This window comes from Pedobacter frigidisoli (assembly GCF_004331675.1).
Lineage (GTDB): Bacteria > Bacteroidota > Bacteroidia > Sphingobacteriales > Sphingobacteriaceae > Pedobacter > Pedobacter frigidisoli.
Genome location: NZ_SJSN01000015.1, coordinates 101,300 through 114,272, shown reverse-complemented (window position 1 = coordinate 114,272; position 12,973 = coordinate 101,300). Strand labels below are relative to the sequence as shown.

At 38.3% G+C, this 12,973-nt stretch carries 11 protein-coding genes; 5 read left to right on the top strand and 6 right to left on the bottom strand.

All coding sequences use genetic code 11. From position 1 onward, the window contains the following. Positions 1-117 precede the first annotated feature (117 nt). The 4 genes from EZ449_RS17625 to ispE all read right to left on the bottom strand — a co-directional run bounded on the left by EZ449_RS17625 (position 118) and on the right by ispE (position 3,649). Positions 118-840, bottom strand: coding sequence for a pirin family protein (locus EZ449_RS17625; protein WP_131561321.1), 723 nt, complete (start codon positions 838-840; stop codon positions 118-120). Between the two features lie 179 nt (positions 841-1,019). Then, positions 1,020-2,192 (bottom strand): trans-sulfuration enzyme family protein, encoded by a 1,173-nt coding sequence (locus tag EZ449_RS17620; protein ID WP_131561319.1) that lies wholly within the window; start codon positions 2,190-2,192, stop codon positions 1,020-1,022. 70 nt (positions 2,193-2,262) lie between these two features. Then, positions 2,263-2,682, bottom strand: coding sequence for an OsmC family protein (locus EZ449_RS17615; RefSeq protein WP_131561317.1), 420 nt, complete (start codon positions 2,680-2,682; stop codon positions 2,263-2,265). A gap of 163 nt (positions 2,683-2,845) precedes the next feature. Beyond that, positions 2,846-3,649 (bottom strand): 4-(cytidine 5'-diphospho)-2-C-methyl-D-erythritol kinase, encoded by an 804-nt coding sequence (gene ispE, locus EZ449_RS17610; RefSeq protein WP_131561315.1) that lies wholly within the window; start codon positions 3,647-3,649, stop codon positions 2,846-2,848. 200 nt (positions 3,650-3,849) lie between these two features. Between ispE and EZ449_RS17605 the strand changes: the two genes are divergently transcribed. From EZ449_RS17605 to EZ449_RS17585, 5 genes are all read left to right on the top strand, one after another. After that, complete coding sequence (locus EZ449_RS17605; RefSeq protein ID WP_131561313.1) at positions 3,850-4,644, top strand: thymidylate synthase; 795 nt, start codon at positions 3,850-3,852, stop codon at positions 4,642-4,644. 217 nt (positions 4,645-4,861) lie between these two features. Then, entirely contained in the window at positions 4,862-5,371 is a 510-nt protein-coding gene (locus tag EZ449_RS17600; protein ID WP_131561311.1) for a dihydrofolate reductase, read from the top strand. Between the two features lie 386 nt (positions 5,372-5,757). Next, positions 5,758-8,739 carry a protein translocase subunit SecDF gene (secDF, locus tag EZ449_RS17595; RefSeq protein ID WP_131561309.1) on the top strand — a complete coding sequence of 994 codons (2,982 nt, stop codon included), beginning with the start codon at positions 5,758-5,760 and terminating at the stop codon, positions 8,737-8,739. A gap of 725 nt (positions 8,740-9,464) precedes the next feature. Beyond that, positions 9,465-10,781: an NAD(P)/FAD-dependent oxidoreductase gene (locus EZ449_RS17590; protein WP_131561307.1), complete on the top strand. Its 1,317-nt coding sequence runs from the start codon at positions 9,465-9,467 to the stop codon at positions 10,779-10,781. 136 nt (positions 10,782-10,917) lie between these two features. After that, complete coding sequence (locus EZ449_RS17585) at positions 10,918-11,778, top strand: hydroxymethylglutaryl-CoA lyase (RefSeq protein WP_131561305.1); 861 nt, start codon at positions 10,918-10,920, stop codon at positions 11,776-11,778. 282 nt (positions 11,779-12,060) lie between these two features. Here EZ449_RS17585 and EZ449_RS17580 read toward each other — a convergent pair whose 3' ends face one another. Continuing rightward, positions 12,061-12,483 carry a GNAT family N-acetyltransferase gene (locus tag EZ449_RS17580; protein ID WP_131561302.1) on the bottom strand — a complete coding sequence of 141 codons (423 nt, stop codon included), beginning with the start codon at positions 12,481-12,483 and terminating at the stop codon, positions 12,061-12,063. Beyond that, entirely contained in the window at positions 12,480-12,965 is a 486-nt protein-coding gene (locus tag EZ449_RS17575; protein WP_131561300.1) for a low affinity iron permease family protein, read from the bottom strand. Before EZ449_RS17575 ends, EZ449_RS17580 begins: the two co-directional genes overlap by 4 nt. Between the last annotated feature and the right edge of the window lie 8 nt (positions 12,966-12,973).

Here is a 12,973-nt window from a genome sequence, read left to right as displayed (position 1 = left end):
CCGACATTTTTGTTTCTTTTGATGCCAAAAGAAAAGAGCCTGTCCGGCTAGGACAAATTAAAATATAAACCTCGTAGGTTTTAAAAACCTACGAGGTTTGGTAAAAATCAAGATTTATTAATTCAATTCCATCGGAATATCCATCAACAACACTTCAGCATCTGCTGTATTCGCTTTAAAACTGATGCTATCCGTATCCCAGATACCTAAACCATCTCTTTTGCTTAAAGTTTGTCCATCGATGGTAACCTCTCCGCTGATGACGAAAGCATAAACACCGTTTCCAGCTTTTTTGATTTTGTATTCAGTTTCAAATCCGGCATCAAATTTCCCTAACGAGAACCATGCATCTTGCTGAATCCAAACACCAGCATCATCTGCACTTGGCGATAAAATTTGCTGAAAGTTGTTGTGCATGGCCTCAACATTTAAAGCTTGCTGGTCGTAACGTGGCGTAACATTTTTCTTGTTTGGGAACAACCAAATTTGCAATAAATTCAATTGCTCATCTGCCAAGGCGTTAAATTCGCTATGACTCACACCTGTTCCGGCGCTCATCACCTGGATTTCTCCGCTTTTAATTACCGCAGAATTTCCCATGCTATCTTTGTGCGCAATGGCTCCGGCTAATGGAATCGTGATGATTTCCATATTATCGTGTGGATGTGAGCCAAAGCCCATTCCACCATCAATCAAGTCATCATTTAAAACCCTTAAAACTCCAAAGTGCATTCTTTCAGGATTGTAATAGTTAGCAAAGCTGAATGAGTGGTGAGCGTTTAACCAACCATGATTTGCATGGCCCCTGGTGTTTTCTTTGTGCAAAATAAACTGTGACATAAATTTCCTTTCTTGTTTATGATACAAATTTACTGCAGGTTTTAAACCTGTGCATTGATGTAGGGTAAGAAAGAGCAGGATTTATGGATTAAAAGATTTTCAAAACTTATAGAGCAAAAAAAAGCGAGGCGGAAAAACAAAAATTGCTTTTCCGCCTCGCCTGCAATTCCCTTTTGGGACTATAGGGTGTTTAACGCCTGTTCAATATCAGCCAAAATATCATTGATGTGTTCCAAACCGATTGATAAACGAACCGAACCCTGCTCAATACCAACAATATTGCGTTCCTCTTCGGTTAATTTACTATGTGTGCTCGTTGCAGGATGCGTAGCGATAGAGCGTGTATCGGCTAAGTTTGCCGAGATAGAAAACATTTTCAGTCCATCCATAAATTTGCTGGCACCAGCAACTCCCCCCTCAACAACAACAGTTACTACTCCGCCACCTTGTTTCATTTGCTTTTTAGCAATTTCATACTGCGGATGCGATGGCAAGAAAGGATATTTTACCAATTTAATTTTTGGATGTTTCTCCATGTATTCGGCAACTTTTAAGGCATTTTCGCAATGGCGGTCCATACGAACGGCCAGCGTTTCTAAGCTTTTTGATAAAATCCAAGCATTAAAAGGCGATAATGATGGCCCACTGTGACGGGCGAAATTCATTACCTCGGTAATTAACGCTTTTGAACCTAAAATTATACCGCCTAAAACGCGACCTTGTCCGTCGATGTATTTTGTGGCCGAGTGAATAGAAATATGAGCGCCCAATGCAATTGGTTGCTGCAAATAAGGCGTTGCGAAACAGTTATCAACCACTAAAAGTTGATTATGTTTTTTAGCCAAATCGCCCAAAAATTCCAAGTCAATAATATCGATACCAGGATTTGACGGCGTTTCAACGAAAATCATTTTGGTATTCGGCTTAATCAAACCCTCCCAATCTTCTGGTTTATCTAAATCAGCGTAATCGAAAGTTACCCCCCATTTTGAAAAAACATTGGTTAATAATTGATGCGTTGAGCCAAAAACCGAACGACTTGAAACAATATGGTCGCCATTTTTTAGGAAAGCACCGAACGTGGTAAAAATAGCCGCCATGCCTGTTGCAGTGGCAAAACCATCTTCAGCGCCCTCCAAAAGGCACATTTTTTCAATAAATTCTGATGTGCTTGGATTTGCATAACGACTATAAACATTTCCCTCTTTTTCGTTTGCAAAAAGGGCACGCATTTCTTCTGCATCATCAAACTTATAACTCGATGTTAAATAAATTGGTGAAGAATGTTCTTTGTGCAAACTGCGTTCAACTTGAGTGCGTATCGCTATGGTTTCAAAATTTTCGGATTTCATTTTGTTTTGTGATATGAGTATTGAGATTTGTGATGTGAGATTCCAGACCTTAAGCCCTAAACCTTTTACCTTAAACCTTATTTATTTTATAAGTAAAATTAATTTTTGCAGAGCGACCTAAAATATTCGACACGGAGCAGTATTTATCGAAAGTCATTGCTAAGGCACGTTCTACTTTTGCTGTGCTTAAATTGCCATATAAATCGAAATGAATCTCAATTTCATCAAAAATTGGCGGCATTTCTTCGTCTTTACGAGTAGCGTTAATCGCGATTTTGATATCGTCGAGCGGTTCTTTTTGTTTGGTCAACACATTTACCATGTCGATTCCGCTGCATCCACCAAGGCCAACCAATAGCATCTCCATTGGTCTGAAACCTTTGCCCTCGCCACCAATAGCAGCTTTTGCATCTAATTCGACAGTAAAACCGCTCTCATTTTCTGCCTCGAAATTAAATTTTCCGCTTTTGCGGATAAGATTTATATTCATTTTAGCCCCTCCCCAACCCTCCCCAGAGGGGAGGGAGTACAAGTCGTTTAAATTATTATTAGTATTAAGCTAGTATCGAGCATTAAGACTTTCAACTAACCATATAAATTAAATTCTCCAATATCCTCCACATCTATGCTCCAAACGCCATGCGCTAAGCAATCTAAATGTTGTAGAATACTAAGTTGTTTTTTTCCAGTTCAGGCAGTTTAACGGGTTCGTTAAAAATTGCAAAAACCGACGAACCGCTACCACTCATTAAAGCGAATGTTGCGCCTGCATCGTATAAACTGGTTTTTATTTGATGAATTTGGGGATACTTTGCGAATACCGATGGCTCGAAATCGTTGATAACCTTATTTTTCCATGTTGTTGGCGACAAATGTATGATTTCTTTTAAGGATTGCAAAGGCTTTTGAGGTTTTACAAGGGCATAAGCATCGGCCGTACTCACGTGTACAGGCGGTTTAATCAAAACTTTAAACCAGGCTGACAAATCAACTTCGCATTTTTCAAATTCATCGCCTTTATTAAAAGCATAAACAGGTTTGTTTTCTATGAAGAAAGCACAATCAGCACCCAGCTGACGGGCATAATCTTCCATTTCTTTTACAGATAAACCCAAACTGAATTTATCATTTAATAATTTGATGAGGAAAGCGCAATCTGCAGAACCTCCGCCGAGACCTGCGCCTACGGGAATATTTTTCAATAAATTAATCTGCTGCGCAGGAATATCAAAATCTTGCTTAACCAGATTATATGCCTTTATGCACAAATTGTCATTCGCATCACCAGGAATATCAATACCATGGATTTTACATGAAGTAAATTCAGCATCCGTAATCTCAACCGAATCTTTGATATTAATCCGGTAAAAAACCGTTTCGAGGTTGTGGTAACCATCGCTACGTTTTTCGGTAATATTTAAACCCAGGTTTATTTTTGCGTTTGGAAAGGATAACATTCGGATTTGAGATTTGAGATTTGAGATTTGAGATTTCCCCCTCAAAGTCAAATACAGTGCTGATGCAAACATACAAAAGTCAGGCTTGTTTAAAAATCCATTAATGTAGAAAACTAAAAGATTTCTGGATTAAGATTTTTTACATATTTGTAATTAATTATTTAAAATGGGAAGTCCCGATTTATCGGGATTAGGGATTTATGAAACAATATTTAGATTTAATGCAGCATGTGCTGGATAACGGCGCACAAAAACACGACCGAACAGGAACAGGAACCATCAGCGTTTTCGGCTATCAAATGCGTTTTAACTTGCAAGAGGGTTTTCCGATGGTTACGACGAAGAAACTGCATTTAAAATCTATCATCCACGAATTAATTTGGTTTTTAACTGGCGATACCAATATCAAATACTTGAAAGATAATGGCGTTCGCATTTGGGATGAATGGGCTGATGAAGATGGGGACTTAGGTCCTGTTTACGGTTCGCAATGGAGAAGTTGGCCAACACCTGATGGACAACACATCGACCAGATTACTAATATTATCAACACGATAAAAAATAATCCTGATTCCCGTAGAATTATTGTTTCGGCTTGGAATGTTGCGGAGATTGAGAATATGGCGCTACCTCCTTGTCATGCTTTCTTTCAATTTTATGTTGCAGACGGTAAATTAAGCTGCCAATTGTATCAACGCAGTGCTGATATTTTCTTGGGTGTTCCTTTTAATATTGCATCTTATGCTTTGTTAACAATGATGGTTGCACAGGTTTGCGGTTTAGAGGCTGGCGATTTCGTACATACTTTAGGCGATGCGCATTTATATAACAACCACATCGAGCAGGCTCACCTACAATTAAGCAGAGAACCAAAACCACTGCCCACAATGAAAATTAATCCTGAAGTTAAAAGCATTTTCGATTTTAAGTTTGAAGATTTTACTTTGGAGAATTACGAGGCGCATCCGCATATTAAAGGAATTGTAGCGGTGTAACCCCCCAGCCCCCTTAAGGGGGAGCTAAAAGCAAATTGGATAAATTAAGGGGCGTAAAAATCAGATTGCTTCACCCCCGCCCGCATATCCACGCTTCAGTTCGCAATGACGCTCCGACCGTCGTCATTGCGAGGAGGAACGACGAAGCAATCTCATTAAACTAGTGAAACTGCAACCTTAAGAAAGTTCCATCGTCACTTTTAAACAAAGGAAACTAATGACTAATGAACCAAAAAGCCCTACGCTTTCCATAGCCGTTGCCGTTGGCGAAAACTTCGCAATCGGTAAAAACAACCAGCTTTTATGGCACATGCCTGCTGATTTAAAGTTTTTTAAACAGACCACTTCTGGCCATACGGTTGTGATGGGTCGCAAGACATTTGATTCTGTTGGCAGGCCTTTGCCAAACCGTAGGAATATTGTGATCACTCGAGATTCTTCTTTAAAAATCGATGGTGTTGAAGTAGTAAATAGCTTGGATGAGGCTCTGGAGATTACCAAAAATGAAGAAAAGCCGGTTTTCATCGTTGGTGGTGCTGAAATTTATCGTCAGGCTTTACCGAAAACAGATACATTATATTTAACCACCATACACCACATATTTGATGCGGATACTTTTTTCCCTGCGATTGATAGGGATGAATGGGATTTAGTTAGTTCCGACCCTCACAAGGCAGATGAAAAGAATAAATACGATTATACTTTTGAGGTGTTAAAACGGAGATAAATTTAAAAGTCGTTATTGCGAGGCACGAAGCAATCTTACTACTATGGGTTTTTAGCAAACGCATTAAGATTGCTTCGTGCCTCGCAATGACGATAGCCTAGTTGCCATCTAAACCCGATATTCGTGGAAAGCCACCGATTCTTCTTCGGTGCTTGGAACATTAGCGGGGCCGAACCAACGCCAAAAGCTACTGCAATTGCTTTCCAAATAAATTTCAGCTTCAAAATTAAAAGCTTCAACAAGTTTTGCGCAACAAAAGTGGCTTAATTGCCCCATAAAAATTAATGTTAATAAATTATCAATTAAGGGGTTCTATAATTTAAAAATTTAATTAGATTTGCCGACTTGTTAAAAAACAGCGAAAGACAAATTATTTTAAACAAACAATGCAAGGAAAAGGTTTTATTAAGTTTATAGCGATAGTATTAGCTATCGTTTGTGCGTATGCACTTTCTTTTACTTTGGTAGCATCCAAGGTGGAAAAAGACGCAAAAAACTATGCGAAAGGTGATGTAGCCAAAGAAAAGGCTTACTTAGATTCGATGAGTACCGTGAAAGTTTATCCTGTAACTGGATTTACTTACCAAGAGGTAAAAGCGAAAGAGATTAATTTAGGTTTAGACTTAAAAGGTGGAATGAATGTAACGATGGAGATATCGTTAGCTGAGTTGGTTAAATCTTTAGCGGGCAACCCTGCTGATGTTAACTTTAACAAAGCCATTCAAAACGCACAAACTCAATTAAACGCTGGTGGTAAAGATTACATCAAGATTTTTGTTGATGAATTCGAGAAATTAAGCCCAGGTGTAAAACTTGCAGATTATTTTTCAAATCAAGATAATGCTTCTCAGTTAAAACCAAACGCAAGCAATGGCGAAGTTGAATCTTTCTTGGAAAAAGAAGCTACAAGTGCAATTGATCGTTCGTTTACTGTTTTACGTTCTCGTATTGATGGTTCTGGCGTTGTGAGCCCGAACATGCAAAAACAAGAAGGTAGCAACCGTATCCTAATCGAAATGCCAGGTGTACAAGATAAAGAGCGTATGGCGAAACTTTTACAAGGTTCTGCTGAGTTACAATTCTGGCAAGTTTACCAAGTACAAGAGGTTGCTCCATTATTAGAAAATATTAATAAAACTTTAGCATCTACATTAAAAGTTAATGCTCCTGTAACTAAAGATACAGCTGCAACTCCTGCAGCTGGTGGTAAATTAGCGGGCTTAGAAAAAGCTGCTGCTAAAGATACAACAGCCAAAGGCGGCAAGCTTGCTGGTTTAGGTAAAAAAGATTCTACAGCTGTTAGGGCTGAGTTAGCAAAATCTAACCCATTATACGCTGTTCTTAATCTTCCAATTTACCAAGGTGAGAATGGACAACAACAACTTATTCCAGGTGCTGTTGTGGGTATGTCGTTACAAAAAGATACTGCAAAGGTTAATTCATACTTAAAAATGCCTGAGGTTGCTGCTTCAATTCCATCTACGATGAAATTTATGTGGAGCGTTAAACCAAGAGAAGGATCTAAAGTTTTTGAACTTTATGCTATTAAAGTTACAAGTGCTGATGGCAAACCAGATTTAGGTGGTGATGCAATTAGTGATTCAAAAGATGACTTTGATCAAAAAGGCAAACCAGAAGTAACCATGTACATGACCAGCGAAGGTGCTGCGAAATGGAAAAAAATTACTGCTGAAGCGGCTTCTGATGCAAACAATAAAAAATCGATTGCTATAGTTTTAGATAACCAAGTTTATTCAGCACCAACAGTTCAAAACGAAATTGCTGGTGGTGTTTCTTCTATCACTGGTAACTTTACACAAGCTGATACTAAAGATTTATCGAACATTTTAAAAGCTGGTAAATTGCCTGCTCCTGCTCGTATTGCAGGTAGCTATATTGTTGGTCCAACTTTAGGTGCACAAGCAATTCACGATGGTTTAATCTCTTTCGTAATTGCGTTTATTGTGATCTTAATCTTCATGGCGTTATATTATCACCGTGCTGGTTGGGTTGCTAACTTTGCTTTATTAATTAACTTATTCTTCGTTATCGGTATCTTAGTTTCACTAGGTGCAGTTTTAACATTGCCTGGTATTGCTGGTATCGTGTTAACGATAGGTTTATCGGTTGATGCAAACATTCTAATCTTCGAGCGTGTACGTGAAGAACTTGCTCATGGCAAGAATATGGGTGCTGCAATTAAGGAAGGTTTCCAACATGCAATGCCGTCGATCATTGACTCCAACGTTACCTTATTTATTTTAGGTGCTATTCTTTACATCTTCGGTAGCGGACCAGTTCAAGGTTTTGCAACTACATTATGTATCGGTATCCTTTCCTCTTTATTTGCTGCTGTAGCGATTTCGAGAGTAGTTTTCGATTCGTTATTAACACGTAAAATAGAAATCAATTTCGATAATGCCTTAACACGTAACGCATTTAAAAACCTAGCATTCAACTTTGTTGGTCGCCGTAAAATTTACTATATCATTTCAACTATCATCATTATTGCTGGTATTGGAATGTACTTTAAAAATGGTGGTTTAAACTTAGGTGTAGATTTTAAAGGTGGCAGAACTTACTTGGTTCACTTCGATAAAGCGGTTAGCACAGAAGATATAAAAACTAAGTTAACGCCTGCATTCGGAAACGAAACTCCAGAGGTTAAAACTGCGGGAGAAGATAGTCAGGTAAAAATTACTACAACTTTCCATATCGAAGATCAAAACATTGCAACTGATAAAGTTGTGGAAGATGCGTTGAACAAAGGCTTGGCTGGTTCTAAATATGAAATTGTAAGCTCGCAAAAAGTAACGCCAATTATCGCTAGTGATATTGTAAATGGTGCTTTCTACGCGGTATTGATCTCATGTTTATTCATGTTTATCTACATCGTAGTACGATTTAAAAAATGGCAATATGGTTTAGGTGCAGTAATTGCATTATTCCATGATGTGTTGATGGTACTATCTTTTTATACAATTCTAGATGGTGTGATGCCATTCTCATTAGAAATTGGTCAAGATTTTATTGCAGCAATTTTAACGGTAATGGGTTACACCATGACGGAAACAGTTGTTGTGTTTGACCGTATTCGTGAGAAACTAAAAGAGTCTGGTAAAGAAGATTTGCATGGTGAAGAGCGTAACAACTTAATCAACTTCGCATTGAACAGTACGTTAAGTCGTACAATTTTAACTTCATTAACCGTATTCTTCGTGTTATTGGTAATATTCATCTTTGGTGGAGATAGCATCCGCGGATTTATCTTCGCATTGCTAATCGGTCGTATTATCGGTACCTATTCATCATTATGTATCTCTACGCCTATCGTAATTGATTTGGGTAGTACTACTGAGAAAAAATAAGAATTCAAATTCTTAAAATATATGGAACGCCTCGATAAAATCGAGGCGTTTTTTTTTACCTCACCCTTTGAAAGGAAGAAGTAAGTCAAGGATTGAAGCAGCCCTCTCCAGAAGAGAATAGGCCTCACCCTTTGAAAGGCAGAAGTAAGGCAAGGATTGAARCAGACCTCTCCAGAAGAGAATAGGCCTCACCCTTTGAAWKGCAGAAGTAAGGCAAGGATTGAAGCAGCCCTCTCCARAAGAGAATAGGCCTCACCCTTTGAAAGGCAGAAGTAAGGCAAGGATTGAAGCAGCCCTCTCCAGAAGAGAATAGGCCTCACCCTTTGAAATGCAGAAGTAAGGCAAGGATTGAAGCAGCCCTCTCCAGAAGAGAATAGGCCTCACCCTTTGAAAGGCAGAAGTAAGGCAAGGATTGAAGCAGCCCTCTCCAGAAGAGAGGGTTTTGGCAGACTGTACTTTCAACCAAGGGTTCAAAACCACATTTCTTTGTTTCCCTCTCTTCAGGAGAGGGATTGAGATGCTGTTGCCAAAGCATAACCATTCATAGGGTGAGGCTTCCATCAGGTTTATTTAACAAAGTTTCTCCCTTAAAACTCCCAAAAACCCATTCGGTCATAGCATCGTTATATCTTAAGTATTATTCTATTTGAAGCTCCCCAAAACCTCAATCCATAAACCTTTTGGCTATCTTTTTGTTACATTAGCAACAGATAAACCAATAAAAAATGGATTTACAACTTCCTAAAAGCGAATACCCAAGAGTAGTGATTGTTGGTGGCGGATTTGGCGGGATTGAATTAGCAAAAAGATTAAAAAACAAACCTTTTCAGGTAGTCATGTTAGATAAACATAACTATCATACTTTTCAGCCTTTACTTTATCAAGTGGCTACAGGCGGTTTAGAGGCAGATTCCATTGCTTTTCCGCTTCGTAAAATATTTAAAGGGCAAAAAAACTTAATATTTCGGGTAACGCAAGTCCAAGAAGTTATTGCAGCAGAAAACTGCTTACTTACCGATATTGGTAAAATCAGTTACGATTATTTGGTTATCGCTACAGGTTCTACCAGTAACTTCTTTGGCAATAAAGAAATCGAGGCTAATTCAATGCCTATGAAATCTATACCCGAGGCTTTGGATTTAAGAAGCTTGATTTTACAAAATTTCGAAAAATCTTTAATTGAAACTGATAAAGATAAAAAAAGCGCCTTACTAAACTTCGTGGTTGTTGGTGGCGGTCCTACAGGTGTAGAAACTTCAGGAGCCATTGCAGAGCTGAAAAAACACGTTATTCCGAACGATTATCCTGAAATGGATTTAAGCAAGGTTAACATTTATTTAATTGAAAACTCACCTGAACTTTTAGGCCCGATGTCGCCGCAGGCCCAACAAAAGTCGAAAGAGTTTTTAGTTAAAATGGGCGTTAAGGTAATGAATGAAACCCGCGTATTAGGTTATGATGGGCATACGCTTACTTTACAAGATAAAGCACCAATTTTAAGCGCTACAGTTATTTGGAGCGCAGGTGTTAAGGGAGAAGTTTTAGCGGGATTAGATAAAGCTGAAATCGTTCGTGGCGGAAGATTAAAAACTGATACCCAGAACTTAGTTGTTGGTTATCAGAATGTTTATGCTATTGGCGATGTTTCGGCAATTATTGATGACGAAACACCAAATGGTCATCCAGGAGTTGCACCGGCAGCTATTCAGCAAGGTCATCATTTAGCAAAGAATTTAATCAACATCATTGAAAAGAAACCTTTAGAAAAATTTAAATACTTCGACAAAGGCTCAATGGCGACCGTTGGAAGAAACAAAGCAGTCGTTGATATTGGTAAAATTCATTTCCAGGGTATATTCGCCTGGTTTACATGGATGTTTGTCCACTTGATGACTTTGGTTGGCTTTAGAAATAAGATTATTGTTTTCATCAACTGGCTTTGGAGTTATTTCAGTTATGATAGAGGAACACGATTAATTATTAGAACCTTTGCTAAAGATAGAAGTGTAGATTACCGGGAAGAAGTTAAGGAAGTTCATTAGTCATTAGTCATTAGTCATTAGTCATTAGTCATTAGTCATTAGTCATTAGCACCAACTTGCCCTTTGCGAGAATGTTTTAACCTTGCTTCTTTTCTTTGCGAAAAACTTTGCGAACTTTGTGGTTAAACCAAAAGATATGAGCCAAAACCAATTCAAATTAGTAGAATGCCCACGTGATGCCATGCAGGGATTACACGATTTTGTACCAACTGAATTGAAGTCTGAATATTTGAATTTACTGCTTCAGGTTGGTTTTGATACGCTTGATTTTGGAAGTTTTGTATCGCCAAAGGCTATTCCGCAAATGGCAGATACTGACGAAGTTTTAGCCAATTTGGATTTAAGTAATACATCAACTAAGCTATTGGCCATTGTGGCTAATTTAAGAGGCGTAGAAGATGCTGTAAAACACGAGCAGATAAATTACTTGGGTTTTCCTTTTTCCATTTCAGAAACATTTCAGCAACGAAATACCAATTCAAGTATCGAAAAATCTTTAACAACTGTTGAGAAAATGTTATCGCTCTGCTATAAACATAATAAAACAGCGGTTGTTTATTTGTCGATGGGGTTTGGGAATCCTTATGGCGACGAGTGGAATTATGAAATTGTAGAAAAATGGGCCGATGTTTTAATAAGCAAGGGCGTTAAGATTCTTTCCTTGGCAGATACTGTTGGAGTTTCTACACCCGAAACCATCACAGAAATTCTCCCTAAACTGATTTCTAGGTTTAGCAATCCGGAAATTGGAATTCATTTACACTCCACTCCTTACGAACGTTTTGAAAAAATTGAAGCTGCTTATAATTCAGGTGTTAAAAGAATAGATTCTGCCCTGAAAGGTTTTGGTGGTTGCCCAATGGCTGCTGATGATTTAACAGGAAACATTGCCACAGAGGATGTGATTGCCTATTTAAACAGTAGAGGTGAAACTGTAGAACTTAACATGGATAAGTGGAATGAAGCAATGGGTTTGTCGGTAAAAATATTTAACTAATGTCGCAAGACTATCGTCTATTTCATTTTGTCGAAAATATAATTACATATCTGACCATCTAAACCCGATAAACGTGGAAAGCCACCGTTTTCTACGGTGCTTGGAACATTAGCGGGACAGAACCATTGCCAAATGCTGCTGCAATTGCTTTCCAAATAATTAAACGACTAAATAAAACTCTGAAACTAGTTCAGACTGATGGAATAATTAAGGAAAGCAATCGTTTCGTTTTTGCGAACGCATTAAGATTGCTTCGTACCTCCGCAATGAGGATAACCTTATTTAAACACTTTTTACCATTTTAAAATGCTGAATTCCAGCTTCTTCAAACTGCTCTCCCTCTGCTACAAAACCAAATTTGGCGTATAAACTCATCGCATCTAATTGCGAATTCAGATAAATATAATGCGCATCTTCAGGCAAATCAGAAAGTGCTTCTGCAATTAAAGCCCTGCCAACACCTTGTCCTCTAAACTCTTTCAATACCGCAAAACGTTCCAGCTTGTAACCTGCATCCGTCTTACGCCAGCGGCATGCGCCGCAAGGCTGTCCGTTTTGGGTAGCTAAAAAATGGATAGATTCGTCTTCGTGCTCCCATTCCAGTTCCGGCGGACAATTCTGCTCATCTACAAACACAATTTTACGAATAGCAAAAACTTTATCTAAATCTTCGGGATGATTAACTTTTTGGACTAGCAGACTCATGGCTTATGGTGTTTAAAGTGTTTATTCGTTTTCAATTTCATTTCGTTCAACTCTTTCGCTACATCGATAGAGTGCGAGCAATGAATATCGGCCTCTTTTTTGGCAAGTGTAGCAATCGTAACGTAAAATTTATGTAACTGGTCTAATTCCTTTTCACTCAAATCCTCAATATCTACCATTCGATTACTTGCGCCCTGTTGTGCGGCAATCAATTCGTTTAACTTTAACTGAATGGCCTTCCCATCTTTATTCTGCGCTTTCTGAATCAAAAAAACCATTAAAAAAGTAATAATTGTGGTGCCCGTATTGATTACCAATTGCCAGGTTTCAGAATAATTAAACAGCGGACCTGTTACTGCCCAAATTATTACAATTGCCGTGGCTGAAATAAAAGCAACAGAGCTTCCTGTAAATTTAGTTGCAGCATTAGCGAATTTTTCAAAAAAATTATTTCTTTTTGTATCAGATTTAGATTTTGTCATCACATTAT

Coding starts and splice junctions, on each gene's coding strand:
- EZ449_RS17625 (WP_131561321.1), bottom strand. CDS start 840: ATGTCACAGTTTATTTTGCACAAAGAAAACACCAGGGGCCATGCAAAT.
- EZ449_RS17620 (WP_131561319.1), bottom strand. CDS start 2,192: ATGAAATCCGAAAATTTTGAAACCATAGCGATACGCACTCAAGTTGAA.
- EZ449_RS17615 (WP_131561317.1), bottom strand. CDS start 2,682: ATGAATATAAATCTTATCCGCAAAAGCGGAAAATTTAATTTCGAGGCA.
- ispE (WP_131561315.1), bottom strand. CDS start 3,649: ATGTTATCCTTTCCAAACGCAAAAATAAACCTGGGTTTAAATATTACC.
- EZ449_RS17605 (WP_131561313.1), top strand. CDS start 3,850: ATGAAACAATATTTAGATTTAATGCAGCATGTGCTGGATAACGGCGCA.
- EZ449_RS17600 (WP_131561311.1), top strand. CDS start 4,862: ATGACTAATGAACCAAAAAGCCCTACGCTTTCCATAGCCGTTGCCGTT.
- secDF (WP_131561309.1), top strand. CDS start 5,758: ATGCAAGGAAAAGGTTTTATTAAGTTTATAGCGATAGTATTAGCTATC.
- EZ449_RS17590 (WP_131561307.1), top strand. CDS start 9,465: ATGGATTTACAACTTCCTAAAAGCGAATACCCAAGAGTAGTGATTGTT.
- EZ449_RS17585 (WP_131561305.1), top strand. CDS start 10,918: ATGAGCCAAAACCAATTCAAATTAGTAGAATGCCCACGTGATGCCATG.
- EZ449_RS17580 (WP_131561302.1), bottom strand. CDS start 12,483: ATGAGTCTGCTAGTCCAAAAAGTTAATCATCCCGAAGATTTAGATAAA.
- EZ449_RS17575 (WP_131561300.1), bottom strand. CDS start 12,965: ATGACAAAATCTAAATCTGATACAAAAAGAAATAATTTTTTTGAAAAA.